This is a genomic window from Halovibrio sp. HP20-59 (assembly GCF_033052795.2).
Taxonomy (GTDB): Bacteria; Pseudomonadota; Gammaproteobacteria; order Pseudomonadales; family Halomonadaceae; genus Vreelandella.
Genome location: NZ_JAWJUW020000019.1, coordinates 22,250 through 40,087, shown reverse-complemented (window position 1 = coordinate 40,087; position 17,838 = coordinate 22,250). Strand labels below are relative to the sequence as shown.

At 55.2% G+C, this 17,838-nt stretch carries 16 protein-coding genes; 5 read left to right on the top strand and 11 right to left on the bottom strand.

The window, feature by feature from the left end; all coding sequences use genetic code 11:
• Positions 1-27: 27 nt before the first annotated feature.
• Both gmd and RZA33_RS16770 read left to right on the top strand, forming a co-directional pair.
• Positions 28-1,068 carry a GDP-mannose 4,6-dehydratase gene (gmd, locus tag RZA33_RS16775; protein WP_317508847.1) on the top strand — a complete coding sequence of 347 codons (1,041 nt, stop codon included), beginning with the start codon at positions 28-30 and terminating at the stop codon, positions 1,066-1,068.
• A gap of 35 nt (positions 1,069-1,103) precedes the next feature.
• The gene (locus RZA33_RS16770) at positions 1,104-1,994 is read left to right on the top strand and encodes an NAD-dependent epimerase/dehydratase family protein (RefSeq protein WP_317508846.1); all 891 of its coding nucleotides are present in this window, start codon (positions 1,104-1,106) and stop codon (positions 1,992-1,994) included.
• A 34-nt stretch (positions 1,995-2,028) separates the two neighbouring features.
• Here RZA33_RS16770 and RZA33_RS16765 read toward each other — a convergent pair whose 3' ends face one another.
• Positions 2,029-3,015, bottom strand: coding sequence for an acyltransferase (locus tag RZA33_RS16765; RefSeq protein ID WP_317508845.1), 987 nt, complete (start codon positions 3,013-3,015; stop codon positions 2,029-2,031).
• A 480-nt stretch (positions 3,016-3,495) separates the two neighbouring features.
• Here RZA33_RS16765 and RZA33_RS16760 point away from each other — a divergent pair, with 480 nt between their 5' ends.
• A complete protein-coding gene (locus RZA33_RS16760) occupies positions 3,496-5,802 on the top strand; it encodes a beta strand repeat-containing protein (protein WP_317508844.1) in 2,307 nt (768 codons plus the stop codon).
• Positions 5,803-5,916: 114 nt separating this feature from the next.
• A complete protein-coding gene (locus tag RZA33_RS16755; protein WP_317508843.1) occupies positions 5,917-6,714 on the top strand; it encodes a SapC family protein in 798 nt (265 codons plus the stop codon).
• 131 nt (positions 6,715-6,845) lie between these two features.
• On the opposite strand, the gene RZA33_RS16750 is transcribed toward RZA33_RS16755, so the two are convergent.
• The 3 genes from RZA33_RS16750 to RZA33_RS16740 all read right to left on the bottom strand — a co-directional run bounded on the left by RZA33_RS16750 (position 6,846) and on the right by RZA33_RS16740 (position 10,199).
• Positions 6,846-7,622 carry a SapC family protein gene (locus RZA33_RS16750; protein WP_317508842.1) on the bottom strand — a complete coding sequence of 259 codons (777 nt, stop codon included), beginning with the start codon at positions 7,620-7,622 and terminating at the stop codon, positions 6,846-6,848.
• Positions 7,623-7,712: 90 nt separating this feature from the next.
• The gene (locus RZA33_RS16745) at positions 7,713-9,578 is read right to left on the bottom strand and encodes a hypothetical protein (RefSeq protein ID WP_317508841.1); all 1,866 of its coding nucleotides are present in this window, start codon (positions 9,576-9,578) and stop codon (positions 7,713-7,715) included.
• Between the two features lie 333 nt (positions 9,579-9,911).
• Complete coding sequence (locus tag RZA33_RS16740; protein ID WP_083025515.1) at positions 9,912-10,199, bottom strand: helix-turn-helix domain-containing protein; 288 nt, start codon at positions 10,197-10,199, stop codon at positions 9,912-9,914.
• 84 nt (positions 10,200-10,283) lie between these two features.
• On the opposite strand from RZA33_RS16740, the gene RZA33_RS16735 reads away from it, so the two are divergent.
• Complete coding sequence (locus RZA33_RS16735) at positions 10,284-11,588, top strand: tyrosine-type recombinase/integrase (RefSeq protein WP_317508840.1); 1,305 nt, start codon at positions 10,284-10,286, stop codon at positions 11,586-11,588.
• Positions 11,589-11,673: 85 nt separating this feature from the next.
• Here RZA33_RS16735 and RZA33_RS16730 read toward each other — a convergent pair whose 3' ends face one another.
• The 7 genes from RZA33_RS16730 to RZA33_RS16700 all read right to left on the bottom strand — a co-directional run bounded on the left by RZA33_RS16730 (position 11,674) and on the right by RZA33_RS16700 (position 17,264).
• On the bottom strand, positions 11,674-11,910 hold the full coding sequence (locus RZA33_RS16730; protein ID WP_317508839.1) for a hypothetical protein: 237 nt from the start codon (positions 11,908-11,910) through the stop codon (positions 11,674-11,676).
• Between the two features lie 34 nt (positions 11,911-11,944).
• Positions 11,945-12,931, bottom strand: coding sequence for an Rpn family recombination-promoting nuclease/putative transposase (locus tag RZA33_RS16725; RefSeq protein ID WP_317508838.1), 987 nt, complete (start codon positions 12,929-12,931; stop codon positions 11,945-11,947).
• Between the two features lie 202 nt (positions 12,932-13,133).
• Positions 13,134-13,643, bottom strand: a complete 510-nt coding sequence (gene radC / locus RZA33_RS16720; RefSeq protein ID WP_317508837.1) for a RadC family protein — start codon at positions 13,641-13,643, stop codon at positions 13,134-13,136.
• Between the two features lie 21 nt (positions 13,644-13,664).
• The gene (locus tag RZA33_RS16715) at positions 13,665-14,474 is read right to left on the bottom strand and encodes a DUF932 domain-containing protein (protein WP_317508836.1); all 810 of its coding nucleotides are present in this window, start codon (positions 14,472-14,474) and stop codon (positions 13,665-13,667) included.
• A 120-nt stretch (positions 14,475-14,594) separates the two neighbouring features.
• Positions 14,595-15,578: a hydrolase or metal-binding protein gene (locus RZA33_RS16710; RefSeq protein WP_317508835.1), complete on the bottom strand. Its 984-nt coding sequence runs from the start codon at positions 15,576-15,578 to the stop codon at positions 14,595-14,597.
• Between the two features lie 149 nt (positions 15,579-15,727).
• Positions 15,728-16,903: a lambda-exonuclease family protein gene (locus RZA33_RS16705; protein WP_317508834.1), complete on the bottom strand. Its 1,176-nt coding sequence runs from the start codon at positions 16,901-16,903 to the stop codon at positions 15,728-15,730.
• Positions 16,904-17,015: 112 nt separating this feature from the next.
• Positions 17,016-17,264, bottom strand: a complete 249-nt coding sequence (locus RZA33_RS16700) for a hypothetical protein (protein WP_317508833.1) — start codon at positions 17,262-17,264, stop codon at positions 17,016-17,018.
• Positions 17,265-17,838: the final 574 nt, after the last annotated feature.

The window sequence follows — 17,838 nt, the reverse complement described above, 5'->3', positions numbered from 1 at the left end:
CCACTACATAGAGATTAAGGTCAACGCATGGAGAAAACAGCTGCGATTGTCACCGGCATTACAGGCCAGGATGGCGCTTATCTTGCCGAACTGCTGCTGGAAAAAGGCTACACTGTATATGGCACCTATCGGCGCACCAGTTCGGTCAACTTCTGGCGCATCGAAGCGTTGGGCATTGAAGATCACCCCAATCTGCATCTTGTCGAGTATGACCTGACAGACCTGTCGTCGAGCATTCGTCTGGTCCAGAATTGCCAGCCGCGCGAAATCTACAACCTCGCCGCGCAAAGCTTTGTGGGCGTCTCCTTCGACCAGCCTGTTACCACAGCGGAGATTACCGGCCTGGGCGTCGTTAATCTGCTTGAAGCGATACGTATTGTTGACCCCAGTATCCGCTTCTACCAAGCCTCGACCTCCGAAATGTTTGGCAAGGTCCAGCAAGTCCCGCAAACCGAAGAGACTCCGTTCTACCCGCGTAGCCCTTACGGTGTGGCAAAGCTTTATGCCCACTGGATGACCATTAACTACCGCGAGTCGTACAACATCTTCGCCACCAGCGGCATACTGTTCAACCACGAGTCACCGCTGCGCGGGCGCGAGTTTGTGACCCGCAAAATTACCGATGGCGTGGCGCGTATCAAGCGTGGCCGACAGAGCCACCTGGCACTGGGCAACCTCGACGCCAAGCGCGACTGGGGCTTTGCTAAGGAATACGTGGAAGGCATGTGGCGTATGCTGCAGGCCGACACGCCGGACTCCTACGTGCTGGCCACCAATCGCACCGAAACCGTGCGCGACTTCGTCACCCTGGCCTTTAAAGCTGCGGGCATCACCCTGCGCTGGGAAGGCGAGGGCGAAAACGAAACCGCCACCGACATCGCTACCGCCCACAAGGTCGTGGTCATCGACCCACAGTTCTACCGGCCCGCCGAGGTCGAGCTGCTAATTGGCGACCCCGGCAAGGCACAGCGCGAGCTGGGCTGGGTGCCCACCACTACGCTCGAAACGCTCTGCAAGATGATGGTTGAAGCTGATCTGGAGCGTATTGACGCTGGCGTCAATGTCTAAAGTGAGTCCCTTGTTGGAAACCCACAGGAGAACCTATGCACACCAGCCTAGTCACCGGTGGCAGCGGCTTTACCGGGCGGCATCTGATCGCTCACCTGAAAGCCCAGGGGCGGCGCGTAGTTGCCCTGGCCAGCGAACCCTGCGGTGCCGATACGCACCATGCCATCTCGCTTGACGACCATCAGGCGCTTGACGCGCTGATTCAGCAAGAAGTCCCGCAGCACGTCTACCACTTGGCGGCGCTGTCGTTTGTTGGCCACCCTGAGCCGCTGGATTTCTACCGCGTGAACGTACTGGGGACTGATACCCTGCTGGCCGCCCTGGCGCGCCTGGAGACCACACCGCGGGTGCTGCTCGCCAGCAGTGCCAACGTGTACGGTGCCAATGCCCGTGGCGCCGTACACGAACAGGTGCCCCCCGCGCCGGTTAACCACTATGCCGCTTCCAAGTTGGCCATGGAACACCTGGCGCGTACCTACGCAAGCCGGCTGCCCATGCTTATCGCCCGGCCGTTCAACTACACCGGACCGGGGCAGGCCGAGCACTTTTTAGTACCCAAGATCGTCAGCCACTTCAGGCGCCGCGCCGAGACCCTTGAGCTGGGGAACATTGACGTCAAGCGGGACTTCAGCGATGTGCGCGATATCGTCGCCAGCTATGCCATGTTGTTGGACCAATGGCCCGGCCAGGCCCACAGTGGTGATGTCGTCAATCTCGGCAGTGGCCACGCCACCGCGCTTACCGATGTGCTGGTTCAGCTGGAAGCGTTAAGCGGCCACACGCTTGATATAAGCGTTAACCCTGCCTTTGTTCGGCTTAACGAGATTCCTGAGCTGAAAGCGGATATTACCCGGTTGCACGCGTGGTGCCCGGCGGTATTCCCACGGCCGCTACGTGAGACGCTCAGCGACATGCTGGCAAGCTGATATGCGCCATCACGGCGGCCTGACCGGGGGGGTTCTAAGCCAGCATGCGGCGGTAGCGGCGCCATAGCGGCCGTTCTACCGCCACATGACCAAGAGCGGCCAACACAGTAGAACCGGCCACCACCGCCCACGCATTCTCGGCAAGGGCGGGGGCCAGCACCGAAAGCAGCCACATCACCGGGAAGTGCAGCAAAAACACCCCATAGCTCAATGCCCCCAACCAACGCTGCAGCCGGTGCAGCCCAGGGGAGAAGCGTAATCTCGCCAACCCCATGAGCAACGGCACGCCCAGCGCAAGCCCCAAGGCCACCTCAAGGTTGTAGGACGCACGCGCCCCCGGCGTGGTGATCAACCACACAGTATACCCAACGGCCAATGCCCAGCCCACGTCTAGCACGGCCTGCTTGCCGCCCAAGGGCCAGCGTGGTGCTGACGACACTTGCCACAGGCCGCCAAGCAAAAAGATAAACAGCACGCCGGGCAGCAGCCGGTAGCCAAATATATCCATATTGAGTACGCCAAACTGCGCCAGGAGAAACACCACCACGCTCAGCGCCAAGGCCGCTGCCAGCGCATAGCGATTCAGCAGTAAAAAAGGCACCAACAGGTAGAACTGCAGTTCCGCTGCCAGCGACCACGCCGGGGGAAGCAGAGTGAACTGGTCAATGCCGCTAAGCATGTAATAATTCAGCGGCACCACCAGCAGATTTTGCAGCCAATCCCACCCGTCAGGCACGCGCGAGATAAAATAGCTCTGCGCACCCAGCGCCCATGCCAGCGCCCCAACCACTAGCGCATAAAGGTAAAGTGGCACAATGCGCCACAGGCGGTCAGTGTAGAACCAACTTAGTTTGGCCGTAAGCGGCAGGGTGGCTTGACGTTGCCACAGCCGGCAAACCACATGCCCAGCTAGCAAATAAAACACCACTACGGCGCTCACACCAGGGTTAATGCTCGCCAACGAGATGCCCATATGGCTCAGCAGAACCATCACCGCAAGAAAAAAACGCAAAAAACCCATGCTGAAACACCGTATTAAGCGTATGAAAAGGTCATAAAAAAGGGCAGTGTCCACCTAATTGATGAGGGGGAAACTGTGCGAAATCAACCAAAATGACGACACACCTTGGAATTGCTGAACTTGCCACTATAATGATTTATGGGACATTTTATAGAGATGCCCCGGCAAAACGGGTTTTCGCTACGTACCTTGTCCTAGTACAGTCGTAGTGCTATTGCGACTTAAAGGTGAGGGCAGTATCGTGAATCCGGTATATTATTGCGCTTGCATACGTTTCTTTCGAGACGCTTTATGTCACAATAGGCAATGTAGCCCCTCCGACAGGCGCTTGGCTCAAAGTGGTGTCAGCGGGCTCGTTGAAATTCGTGGTAAACGGATTGTTGACTTAGATTAGCGGCTCATGCATCTTTGCAAGAGCTGTTTGAAACAGCGGTAAATTCGTCGATTTCGATCGCGGTACCGATTAGGAGAAAATGGACAATGGCTTTAACCAAAACACAAGTTTCCGAGCTCTACGTAGCCATCTTTAACCGGGCTTCGGAAGGTGCTGGCAACAGCTACTGGCAGGGGCTTGACCTTTCAGCCGCCGCTACTGCTACAGCAATGTTGGAAACGCCGGACGCGCAAGAATATTTCGGCGATACCCTTACCGATAATCAAGCGTTCATCGAACAGATTTACGCTAACACCCTGAACAAGACAGCCGCAGACGATCCGGAAGGCATCGCTTACTGGGTTGACTTGCTGGAAAGCGGCATGAGCCGTGGTCAGGTTGCTTCTGAGCTAGTTAAAGCTGTCGCTCAGTACGAAAACTCTGAAGACCCGGCCACTGCACAAGCTTACGCGCAGTTTACTAACCGCGTAGCCGTTTCTGACTACACCGCAGACAACCTGCAAGAAGCCCCAGCAGACTACCAGACGTCTCTGAACTTTGGCGCTGGCCTAACCGTCACTTCTGATGCATCAACCGTCACTTCTGCTCAAGAATCAGTTGACGCGCTGGTGCCGGGTGTTCCTGGCGGCAGCTTCAGTCTCACTGCAGGCACCGATACACTGACTGGCACGGCGAACGACGATGTTTTCACCGCACCGCTAAGCTCTGAACAAGACGGTGGTGGTTTGTCTGAATTCCAGACTCTGACTACTGGTGACATCCTGAGCGGTGGTGAAGGTACAGATCGTCTAAACGCTGCTCTTAATGGCACCGATACTAGTGGTGCGGTTGACTCTGTTTCTCCCGAAGCAGTCGACGGTATTGAGCAGTTCTATATCCAGTCACGTACTGTTGCCAATACATTGGACATGACTAATGTAACGGGTGTAGAGCAGCTGTGGAACGACCGCTCTACTCGTGACCTGACTGTGACAAATCTGCAGGAAAGCGCTGTGCTAGGCCTGAACTCAGTTCGTCAGGGCACTACGTACGACGTGACTTATGCCAACAACGCTTCTAGTGGTGTGCAAACTGTTGCAGCTTCTGGTGTTGGTAATGCAACTACCGCCGCTACGTTGAGCGTTTTAGACGCGGGTACAGCAATTACTGATCTGACTGTTGATGCTGTGTCTGGCACAAACAACATTGCAGTTGCTGGTGACTTGGTCAACATTACAGACCTGACCATCTCTGGTTCAGCTCAGCTGACATTGACCGAAGCTGCGCAGTTTGCTGCAATTACAACAGTTGCCGCTGGTAATTACACAGGCAACCTCTCTCTCGATATCGGTGCAGCTTCTGCTACTGATTTGAATGTTGTGACTGGTGCCGGTAACGACACGGTAACTATTGATGGTACCTTGCTTCTAGCAGCCAACAACGAGCTAGTGATCAACCTGGGTGAAGGCGTAAACACCTTAGGTCTTGCGGCAATTGCCTCTAATACAGAAGTTGATGCTCTTGACTTCACCGCCGGTAGCGTTACGGGTGTTGACGCTCTGAGTTTCGCAGACGCGCTAACTCTTGCTGCTGGTACAACTCTGAACCTTGAAGGTACAGATGCAGCTGCCCTGACTTTTGAAGATACTGTCTCTGGTGCTTTTGGCTTCGCAGTTGAAAACACTGGTGCCGAAATGGGTTTGACCTTTGAGTCTACCCTGGACGGTGCTGCGTTTGACCTTGGTGATGCTGTTGATACTCTTGTCGTTAACAGCGAAGATGTTGTTGGCGGCACTGTAGCAGCCTCCTTCACTGGTGAAGCATTGAATTCTGCCACTGTGAATGCTGAAGCTGATTTTACCGCTAACTTCTCTGGTGCTGACTTCAACAGCGACAACACGGTTACTTCGCTTTCCAGCCTGACGCTAAACGACGAATCACAGGACGGCGATTCTGTCTTTACTGTTGAGTTAGTCGACACTGCTGATCTGACTAGCATTGACCTAAGCGGTGTGACAGCGACTTACAACACAGCACTGGCTACGCCAGCATTTGAAGGCGGTAGCATTGTTCTTGATGCTTCTGCTGCAGCCTTTGATGGCGCGGTATCTATTGAAGTTGGCTCTGCAGCTTTGGATTACACTGCTGCTTCCGATAGTGTTCGTGAGACGTTCACCTTCACAGCTGACAACATCAACGATATCGACCTGTCTAGTTTTGAAGCTGGTGTCGGTGCAAACCGCGACCGCATCGACTTTAGCCAGTTCGAAGGTATTTCCAGCACAGAAGACCTCAACATTGTTGCTAATGGTTTAAATGCGGAAATTACCGCTGCCGATGGCCAGTTCGACGGTACTATCACCTTGAATGGTGTGGCTGCTGATGCAGCGCTTGAAGCAAGCCTGGTATTCTAAGCAACCTATGCTTAGCGCGGTCTAACCGCAAAATGAGAGGGGCGCTTCGGCGCCCCTTTTCTATGGTGCTTGTTAAACTATTCGCCATTCAGAACATGCAACACGGAGTCAGTTATGTTCCGCACTCCCCAAGTACTCAAAGCCCAGGCGCACGCCAACCTGACCCTGACACCGTCCGAGAAGTATCACTTCGCCAGCGGCGAGCTGTTCGTGCCCATCGTCTATTCCGAGATGGCCGACGTAGCGCGTGAATATCCGCTGGTGTTCCTCAAAGATCGTGCTTTGCCCGTGGCCCTCACCGGCATCGAGCAGGGCGTGAACGCCTACGTTGCCGAGGAGGGTAAGTGGCTGGCCAATTATATTCCAGGCCGCATCCGTGCTTACCCCTTTGCCTTGACCGAAGTACCGGAGAAGCAGGGCGAGTTTGCGATTGCCTTTGATTCTGAAGCTGAGCAACTCGGCACCGATGATGGCCAACCGCTGTTTGATGCCAACGGCAAGCCGAGTACCACCCTGCAAGCGCGTATCGACCTGCTCCAGCAGATGAAACAGCAGGAAGCCCGCACCGCCCAGATGCTCAAGACCCTGCGTGATTTCGGCATCCTGATCGAGCGTGCCATCCGTATTAAGCGAGCCGACGGCGAAGACAGCCAACTGACTGGAATGGAAGTCGTCGATGAGAAAGCGCTCAACAATCTACCGCTGGGCACCTTCGGCGAGCTACGTGACCAAGGCTTATTGCCGCTGATCTACGCCCACTTGCTCAGCATGGCTAACCTGCGCCACGGCGCGATTGCCGGGAAGTACCCGCAGATGGCCCAGCCACAGGCCAAGGCCACTCAAGGCCCGATGACCTCCGACGAGCTATTTGACGAAGGCGACGACGACTTCACCTTCGATTTCGGCGACTAACCCTGTCTATATCGACCATTATCTCTGAACAAGAGACAGTGACCACTGCAGATGTACAGGCACAAACCCTCACCATTGACGTTGTAATCGGCGGCGTCGATGGTGAGTTCGTCTGCCATGTTCAAAACCTATTAACTAAAATCAAATTCAAAATCATCGTCGCCATCGAATACATCATCGAGGCTGGACGGCACCTCACTACCCTGCTCGGCGTACTTGGCCTGAAACTGTACGCGATCCGCCAGTGCCTTGTGCTGGGCGGTAGAGAACAAGTGAGCATAGGCCAATGCCAGCGGGCCACCACGTAGCTCAGCCAAGGCATCCGGCTCCAGGGCATTCAGCGCCTTCTCATCCACGCGATAAAGGCCGTCCAGCTTCACCGGGCTGCCGCCTTCGGCATCCGTGGCTATGACCAATTCCCAGGGCACCAACAGCTTGTGCTTGGCGAGTACATCAGCGGCTTGCTGGGTGGCGAGGCGGTTCTTCTCACACTGGGCCAGGAAGTCGTAGACCTTGCGGGTGTGCTCGGAAAGCTCACCCTGCTCATCGAACAGCGGCTTGCCATCCGGGCCGTTCACTAAGTGAGCGGTATCGAGTGCCAGCACCTGCTGATCGTTATCTGCCTTGGCCAAGGCAAACGGGTAGCCACGTAGCTGAGCCGGGACGTAAGGCGAAAACCAGCGGCCATCGGGGGCTAGGTAAGCATTATCTTTTACGCCCAGCACGGCAACAGGTGAGTAGCTTTCGCCTTGTCGAATAAAGCCCAATACGTAGTGGGGAATCAGCTTGTTCAGCTCAGCCAGCAACACGGGTACTACGCGCTGTTTGGCACTGTGGTGATAGCCGTCACGCGGAAGCACATGTTGGCTTGAGTGTTCTGTACGTGAGAGCGCAATCCATTGGGGCATAGGGGCTCCTTAATTGAAAAAACCCCCGGCCCGAAGGCCGAGGGTTCTCTTTACCAAGCGTCAATCGAGGATTGACGGATGGGATAGGACTTAGGCGTAAGTAAACTCAGTCAGGTCTACAGAGCCAGTCAGTTCAACGATGAAGTCAGCGCTCGCATCGAAGGTGTTACCAGCAACGGGCGGGCCAGCGACTGTTGCAGTATTATCTTCAACGAGGTAAGTGTTACCTGCAAACTCGAAACCACTCAGAGTACCCACAGTCTGATCAGAAGCCATGTTCAGGTAGTCTGCGAAGGTTGCCGTAGCACCCGGCGCCAGACCCAGATCTGCTTCTGCGATCTGATTGACATCAGTACCGCCAGTAGCGGTAGAAAGCACTGTACCACCAGCACCAAACTCAATGCTGTCATCTTGGTCTGCGGTCAGATCAGTAATAGAGCTGAAGCGCGGTACGCCTGCTGCAGTAGCGGTTACCGACCCAGCAACGAACAGATCTTCACCAGCACCGCCAGTGATTTCACCAGACTCACCGAAAGTGATGCTGTCATCGCCAGCAGAGCCTGTCACGGTCACTCCGTTGCCAACAGTGACATTAACAGTCAAGTCGTTGGCACCAGCGTCGGCAGCGGTTACTCCGGAGACATCGACTGATTCCAGCGCGGCATTAGCAGAGCCATCGAAAACAACAGCTTCGTCACCAGAGATGGTCAGGTTCTTCAGCTCAGCAGAAGTGATTGCTAGTTTAGTCGCCTGGAAGACATCAGCATCGGCATCGACAGTGGTGACGGCGATGTTTTCAACATCTGCGATACTAACGGCGTAATCAGCATTAGCAGCGTCACGGCCCGATGCAGTGAAGCCGAAAGATGCATCGTTGTTGGTTGCTGCACCAGTAACGGCCAAGGTAATGGTGTCTTGACCAGCAGAAGCGTCAACCAGTGTCAGCTCAGTATCGGCAGTCAAGTTGGTAACTGTGCCAACATTAGCGTCAGTTACGACAAGACTATCGAAGCCAACATTAGCCAAAGTAGCTGCACTTACGCTTTGATTAAGTCCATTCAGACCAAGCACTTCAAAGCCAGAGACGTTGGCAATCAGGTCATTGACCAGAGTGCCAGAGATGCCATCGACGTTGATAGTGTCGTTACCTTCACCACCTTCGAAAGAACCGACAGAAATGTTACCAAGAGCGGTCAGAACATCATCACCAGCGCCCAGGGTTACAGAGCGTGCTGAAACACCAGTAGCCAGGTTGCCAGCAGCGGTGTCTGTAACGGTCAATTCAACGTTACCGGTTGCTTCAGAAGCATCGACAGTACCAGCGGTGATACCAGCGCTACCACCGGCTGCGACTTCAAGGTCACCTTCGCCAGTAATAGTCAGGTTCTGAATAGCTGCGTTATCAAGCAAACCATCTATACCAGTGGAAGCGAAAGTGGCAACGTTTTCACCAGCAGCGGCAACGCTAACGTTGCGCACAGTGTTCAGGTTAGCACCTGCCTGATCGATATCGAGAGTCAGGTTGGCATTTTCCAGAGCAAGCGCCTGAGTATTGGCAGCTGCGACAGTGCCAGCATTATATACGACGTTGTAAGTGTGGCCTGCACTTTGGGCTATGTTGCGAGCGCCAAGAGTCGCAAGCTCGCTTACATTGTTTACTGTCAGGTTAGTCTGAGAACCGTTGGTCCAAACCTGCTCAACACCTTCAGCATTAGCCAGTGAAGCGGTAGCACCACCAGTTTCGATAGAACGAAGATTCAGAACTTCAACGTTCTCGATAGTCGGGCTCAGGCCTGCACCGGTATTGATCAAAGTAGCGCTCAGGCTGTCAGTACCTTCGCCGCCATCGATCGTATCGAAGCTGTTCAGCGTTTGAGTGCTGGCAACAGTCAGGTTGGCAGTAAATGTGTCGTCGTTAGCGGTGCCGACCAGATCGTCAACATCTGCAGTGAGCATGCCAGTCTCACCCTTCATCAACACCCTGTTTTAATTACAATTTACACCCTTTATCAAATCCTTTTTTACGTTTTCTACCACATTTCTATTGTCTCGACAGATTCCACCCTTCCAACGTCCCTTTTCCTGGCACTGAAAGCCTCACACCATGCGGCTTTCAGGCATTTGGCTTTTTCTACCGCAGTTCTATTCCTCCGACATCATTAACTGTGGCTAATTACCAGGCCGATGCTGCCAAACGCGCCTACCACAACACAATCCCGACGAGCAAACACCTTTCTGATACAAAACACCATGAAACGCCCTCACTACCGCTGAGCAGTTATTCTCTTGCTACTTCTTTTTGCTCAGCCGCTCAGCCGCTTTGTTTAGGGCCTCTTCGTTGATCTTGACACTCAGGCTCGTCGGCGAACCTAGAACGTCCATCTCGATACCGTGTTCACGCATCGCTCGCAGCATGGCCGTCAGCGTATCGGCACGCATTGCCATCTCTAGGGTTTCGTTACGAGCAACCGTGGATTTGGCCACGCCCAGCACATCGGCGAACTCTTGCTGACTCATACCCATTGCGACACGGGCAATGCGCATTGCCAGCGCAAACCGCACTTTTTCCTCTGTCATGCTTGACGCCCCCTAAAAATCGTTCAAAATACCCTTAAACGCTATCTTCAGTAGCGTTTACGGAATTAAAAGAGGAATTATCGTATGCCTAAGCAAAAACTCTCCCAACAGTTCGTGGAGCGTACCACGCCGCCAGAAGCGGGCAAAGTGGACTACTTCGACACAGAAACCTCAGGTTTGTCCTTAAAGGTGCTGTCATCGGGCACAAAAACCTTCTCGTGTCGCTACCGCGATCTTCGTGGCAAACAGGTGGAACGCAAACTGGGGAGTGCGCGGGTGCTAAAACTCAGCGAGGCGCGCAAACGGGTACTCGATATCCAGGCTAAACTGGCGATGGGGGAAGATCCGTTTGAAACGCGGCGTACCTTGAAACAGGTGCCGACCTTCGGGGCGTTCGTGGCAGCGCACTACATGCCCTACATCAAGGGCTACAAACGCAGCTGGGCGACCGATGAGACGCTACTGCGCAACCACGTACTGCCTAAGCTCGATAAACTCTACCTGGATGAGATCAAGCGACAGCATATGATCGAGGTATTCAGCCACCATCGAGAGACGCACGAACCTGCCTCGACCAACCGGGTGCTGATCCTGTGCCGCTATATCTTTAACCTGGCGCTGAAATGGGAGGTGGAGGGCGTAACGCGTAACCCGACGGCAGGCATTGAGCTGTATCCGGTGAATAACCAGCGGGAGCGTTATTTAAAAGATGATGAGGCGCTGCGGTTGTTCGAGGCGCTGGAAGCCTCGCCCAATCCCTTGCTGCCTTACATCGTGGCAATGCTTTTGCTCACCGGGGCACGCAAACGGGAAGTATTGAATGCCAAGTGGCAAGATTTCGACCTTGAGCAGCGGCTGTGGCGCATCGAGTTCAACAAGACGGGCAAGACCCGCCATGTGCCGCTGTCGCAAGGAGCCTTAACGCTGTTAAGCAAGCTGCCGCGTATGGAAGATAACGCTTATCTGTTTCCGAACCCCAAGACAGGCAAACCCTTCATAGCCATCTTTAATTCGTGGGATACCGCACGGAACAAGGCGGGGCTAAAGGATGTGCGGATTCACGATTTACGCCATAGCTTTGCCAGCTACGTGATCAACAAGGGACATTCGTTATATGAAGTGCAGAAGTTGCTGGGCCATACCCAGGTGAAGACCACCCAACGCTATGCGCACCTCTCGCATGATTCGTTGTTAAATGCGGCGGATGCAGCCACGGCGTCGGTGCCGTGGGATCGTGAGGCGCGAGAAGATGGTGAGAAGACTCAAGCCTTGCCGGGAGCCAAACGCAAGCACTCGGCGCGTCAACGGGCCCTTTCACGCGATGCGCCACGTCAGACGGTGTCACCGCCTAGCAGTGGCGAGCCACCGGATGGGGAGTCATCAACCTAAAAAAATCAGACAGATACACAGAGGGCAGCCATCGGGGCTGCCCTTTTTTGTGCGTGAGGCGGCGATAGACAGGAATGAAAGCGGATCAGTGCCGTGTTTCGGCACGCAGTTTATCAACTTCCTCTACCGATAGATCGGCGATCTCCGCGATCGCTTGGTCATCCATTTCAGTACGGGCGATCAGCTTGCGGACCGCGTTGCGTTTGCTTTCTAGGGCACGTTGTTCAGCTTCCCATACGCGCTGCTCAGTTTCCTGCAGAACCTTCTGGCGCTCTGCTCGGCGTTCTTGCTGTGCCCAGTTCTCTAAATTCTCTGCCAACATATCTTTATCCTCCACCAAACTGTAGAAGGTGGTATCAGTGCTTATGCTCAATGCGGAGCTTGCCAATCTCATCTGTCGTCAAGCCGGTCGCTTCGGCAATCTGCTCATCACTGAGCACACCAAACGCCAGCAGATGACGGACCGTTTCACGCTTTTCTTCTAACGCACGTTGCTCGGCTTCCATTACACGCTGTTCGGCTTCCTCAAGGGTTTCCTGACGGCCTTTTTCTATCCATTGCTCAGGCCATTTCTTAATCCGTTCTGCCAGCATGTCATGCACCTCGTGTAAATCTTGTAAATCACTAAATTCGGGCAGCTCCATCTCGGGTGCCCGGCTAGGTAACAGCACTCGGCGTATCCACACCACAAACGCCCGCCTTAGACCCGTTTGCTCAGGGGCTTTGAGCCACTCGACCAACGTTCCAAGCACCTCCAGCATGTCTTGCTCGTTACGGTTGTGTTCCAACCGAAAGAGTGCTGCAGCCACGTTTCGCATTTGATCCGACCACGCAGGATCGCTGACAATCGCTCCTTCATCAAGAAGCAAATACGCCAAATCTGGTCGATAGCGCTCAAGACCACCAGGTACTCGTTCGACAAGATCAGCAATGTTTTGTGCCGCTGTCCAGCGTCTCTCTCCATTGTAGAGCACAACTGGCAACACCGGTGGTAGTTTGCCGCTAGGCGTGAAGGATTTTTGACGAATCAAGTCTTGGTAGAGCAACCCCAGGTACGTCATGATTCGCACGGCCATGTGTTCGTCTTCTGAAGATTGGAACTCCAATAGCAAATAGACGTAGAGCCAATCGTCACCCCAGCGCACTCGCCAAATAATATCATCCTCACGATCACGCAGATCCTCGGTGATGTAGGAGCCGCTCACCTTTTCCAGCGTCGAGAAATCAAGCTGCTCGACCCAGGCTTCCTTGACGAAGCCCGTCAGGAGGTCTCTGACCATTTCGGGGTGAGAGAACAATAATTTGTAGCTATGATCGTGGCGATTGTGGATTTTGCTGGCCATGCGCACTCCTATCTCAATGCCCGTATTTTACCACAGCCCGCGCTGGCAAACGCTTAACCGCACGCCCTCTCATCTTATCTATTCACTGCGTAAAGAAAAAAAGAACGCCACGCGACAAGCCCCGCCCCACGCTGCCGGTCAGGGCAGGCGTGAGGCAGGTGAGACGGAATATTGAGGTGTTGGGTTAATAACGAGAGTGGCCTTACAGCCACCCCCGTTCAGCAAACGACGTGTAACCTTCATGGCCCACCACCACATGATCCAAGACGCGAATATCCACCAGGCCCAGGGCTTCCTTGAGCCGCTGGGTAATGCGACGATCCGCATCGCTGGGTTCGGGATCGCCACTGGGGTGGTTATGCACCAGGATGACAGCGGCGGCGTTGTGTTCAATGGCGTGCCTGATCACCTCACGGGGATAGACGCTGGCGGCATCGATCGTGCCCCGAAATAGCTCATCAAAGGCGATCAGCCGGTGCTGGGTATCTAATAGCAACGTACCAAATACTTCGTAAGGGTAGTCGAGCAGCAGGGTTTGCAGGCAGCGATGAACTTCATCGGGGTTGCCGAGTTTATTGCCCTTACTAAGCCGCTTCTGGGCGATCATCTTGGCCAGGTGCAGTAGCTGGGCATCGGTGACGTCGCCATCAACACGGTAGGTGCCGGGGCTTTCCCCGACTACCAGCTGGGCGTACGGTGTATAGCAGGTCATTATCGATCTCCTTATCAGGGATTAGGCGGCAACGGGCGTGCCCTTGAGGGCGGCAAAGTGCTCGGTGAGCTTCCACAGCGCTCGGTTCAAGCGCACGTCTTCGGTTACGCTGTTAATCGGTCGGGTGCGAGTAGCCCGACCGGAGGGGGAGCGGCCACGTAAGCCGCCTTTGAAGAGGTTTTCCTGGGTGCGATTGAAGACACTCCACAGCGAGCCGTTGGCGTCTTCGCTGCGCCTTGCTTCGAGTACGTTAGTGGGTTGGATGGGGCTTGCCTGTTGCCAGTCGTCGCCGTAGCGCAGCGACAGAGCAGACTCGGCAAACAGCTGAGCTTCGCCGCGGCTGATTAACGTGGATTGAAACGCCTCCACCCCTTCGGCAATGCGGGGCACCTGATGGCTTAACTGGATCGAGCCTTCCAGGATTTCATCGACGATCTGCTTACCGTGACGCACCCGAATACCGCCGACATCGCCCACCGGCGTGACCATGCCGTTGAGGCACACCAGCCGAAACAGCCCTAGATCAAGCTGAAACGCCGCCGTGCGGTCATGGCTATTGGTCAACACCAGTTCGGTGACGCTATCGCCCACGGTCATTTGACGATCGGGGTCTTGCCGGAAACGGATCATGTGCCGGGCTACGTCGCGGCGTTCGGCTTGGCGAACGTTGGTCTGCTGGGCGCGTACTGGATACCAGCCCTCGGCTTGCAAGGCATCGACTACGTTGATGGTGGGCACGAAACCATAACGGTCGGAGACCGCTTCATCGGGTTGGTTAGCAAAGATAGCCGGGGCGGTGCGGTGCAGTTGGTCGTGGGTCAGAATACGCATGATGAGTTTCCTTATCGGTTAACCACGGCATAACGGCCCGCGCCAATCAGGCAGCGGGCAGCGTTAAAGCAGCGGCAGGTTTGGTTGGGTATTGGTTAAGGGGGAAGCGGAGAAAAGTGCTCAGGCGCGCTTGGCCTGACGAGACGAGGTCTGTGGGGGATGGTCGACAGGTAGCGCGGCTTCCTGGTCGGTACCTTCCGGTTCTGATGGCTCTGGCTTGCCATGCGGCTGGCTTTTGGCTTGCAGTTTGTCGGCAAGTGTCACTGGGGCATTGGGTTCCTGCTTGCCCGGTGGCGTGCCGGGTGCCTCGGGGTAGAACTCTTCAACCACGTCGATGGATTCCTCGGCACTGTCTTCAAAGGCCCCGTTGGCAAAGCCTGCCTTCGCAGCTTTATCCAACGCTTTCTGGTCAAAGCCGGTGGATTGGTGAAACTCGTCCAGGCGTTGCGCTTCGGCCAGTGTCTCTTCCAGCGTCCAGCCCTCGCGCAAGGTGATATCGACGTAAAAGATGGCGGTGCCCCGGCTCTGGCGGGTGGATTTACCTCTAAGACGTAATTCCAGTGGCATACACGCCAGCCGATTGCCTGAAATGGCCTTGAAGTAGGCAAGCCGTGCTGCCAAGGTGCGAATCGAGTTGAAGCCCGTGGTGCGGAAGATAAAGCTCCCCAGCGGGTCGTCATCACCAATCAACACATTTAGCCGTCCATAGGGCTTGCAAGCCCCGCCCTGGGCCAAAGGGCAGCCATCCGGCGATGGGCAGTCCAGCGACACCATGCCATCGCGGGTGCGGCGCTTACACTGCTCGCCGTCACCGACACACAGCGGCCTTGCCGTCTGACGATCAAACAGCGCGTACTCGGCACGCAGGTTAAGATCAACGTCATTGAACAGCAGACGAATGGGAATCGTCCTGAGCTTGCCTTCTTGGGCGCTGCGCAGCTGTTCATCAAGCGGGTGGCGTATCCAACCCTCCTTGGTCTGGAGTTGCGAGGTGATGGTGAATTGGTCGTCTTTCTGGGGTAGACGTTTGCCGTTGTTATCTATCACCTTACCGATGGTGATCCGCCCCAGAATAGGCGGGGTAATCGCTAGGCCTTTCAACATGAGGGCTCTCCTTGAAGACTGATTCACTGCCCATCAACAACAACGCCCCAGACGCCCGTCAAGGCGATCTGAGGCGTGTGCTGGGTTAAGGGAGTGCTTTGATGTCGGTTGAAAATGAACGCAGCGTAAAACGCTATCGTTGAAGAGGACTACCGCACCACCAGACGGCGGGTACCGGGATGCGCGTGTAGGTAGTCGGCACACAGCTCAGGGTGTTCCTTTTGCAGCGACTTGGTATCCAAGCGATTGATCGGCTTGCTCTGCTTCCAACTCAGTACACCGCTGGGAAAGGTCGCCAGCGTGGCGGTGCCCATCGCCTGCTGAAGCCGGTGCTTGAGCTTGGCTTCTTCCTTCTTGGCATCGCCTAAGGTTCGCCGTACCCGCTGTAGATCGGCAAAGGCTTGGCTTAGCCCCACGTCTTGGCACAAATCGATGGTCTCCCCATCATCCTGGGGAAATAGCGCCCGCAGGGCTTGATCCGCCGAGTCGCTGCCATCGGCAGGCGGTGGCGTGTCACTCTCCACGTAGTTCCAGAATTGCCGCTCCAGGGCTATCAATTGCTCGATCATCGCCTCGTCGCATTCGATACGGTGGATCTGTAGCTCATGGCCCCCCAACAGCACGGCTACGTCAGCGGCCTGTTGCCCGGTCACCGCCAACTGGTGCATCACCTGTAGCTGCACATACTCGGGTACACCCTCCTTCCACAGCTTGGCCCCGTAGATCCCGGCGGTCTTGCACTCCAGGATTTGCACGGCGTCATTGCCCACCACCTCGCGATCCAGGTTAGCGAGCATCCAAGGATGTTCCACATGCTGCAGGATGGCATTCACTCGCTGCACCCGGTAGCCGGTGTGCTGGGCGTAGTGATCGGCGACCAAAGGTTCCAACACCTGCCCCCAGTGCAAAGGGCTGGTGAGGATTTCACCTCGGCTAGGTTCAAGGGCTGAGGGTTGACGTCCGGTCTTATCCATCCAGAGTTCCAACTGAGACTTGTAGGGGTGTAGCCCTACAGCCGCTGCCGCGTCACTACTGCCAATACCGCTTTGGCGTATGGCTAACCAGCTGTTGCGATCCAGGACGCGGGTATCGACCAAGCGCCGGGCTTGCTCACGATAACGTCGGGGTGGTGGCGTGGGCCGCTTGCTGCGGGTTTGCTGCATAGGCAGGGGCATGCCCGTGTGTGCAATAGACGACAACCCTGTGGGGCTATCAGGTGCTGCTGTGGTGTTGTCCTCCGGCAAGTGCATGGTGTGCATTACCTGCTCGGCAGGCGCCGGGAAAGAAGATGGTTGTGCTACGCGAGATGAGGCGATGTGGCTCATGGTGTTCTCCTGAATAACAAGCACGGCATCACGGCTCGCGGCTCAATAGGCAGCGAACGCATGGTGATAAACCGGTATGAAGGGAATCAGCGTTACGGGTAAGGCGGTGAGTTCATGGTTCGTCGGGCAGCTCACGCTGGCAGGTCTGGCAGAAGACCATGCCGCTGATCGGCCACCAGCGTTGCGTGGCCAGCAAACCACCGATAATGGCACCGGCCACACTGCCGATGGCCATGCCGGTGCGTCCTTTGATCGCGCCTAGCGCGGCACCCAGCTTAGCGCCGGCTTGGCAGGCCTGTTGGCGGGCCTGTACACGTGGGGGAGATAGCGGTGTGGCACCGCAGTAAGGGCATCGTGTCATTTGTCTCTCCTTAAAAGGCGTTGACACACATCGATAGCCGAGTGCTATCCCCTTAGTGATATAGGTCTAAAAAAAATTACTGGAGAGCATCATGCTGTGAACAAAGGCGGGTTATGCAGGATTTTTCTTTATCTCATTGATAATAATGTAAATTTATGACAAGCCATCTTTCTCTGGTGTTCATACCCTCAATGCCCAACTGACGGGGCTCATACAGGGTTGAAGCATCACTATTCTTAGGATAAATAGACGGTATAAGTACTATAGGGTTTATAAGGAGGAAATAATAACCATGTAGAACGTAGAGCGACCCACCTAGGGAAGCGTCCTACCCTAAACACGACATAACAAAGCGCCTCCACTAACGCCCTACATTACCCTTTAAAAGACAGGGTTGGCCTGCAGGATGCCCTTCCATGCTATCGGACGTAACGAGGCCAACACCAACGCCTTAAGGCGCTCTGCATTGCAGACATGTCGGTGTTAGCTACTCACTCGCTTTCTATCCGCATCACCCTACAGACGGCACGGCTACTCACCGTAGCGGGCCTTACCCATTAAGCAACAGGCACAC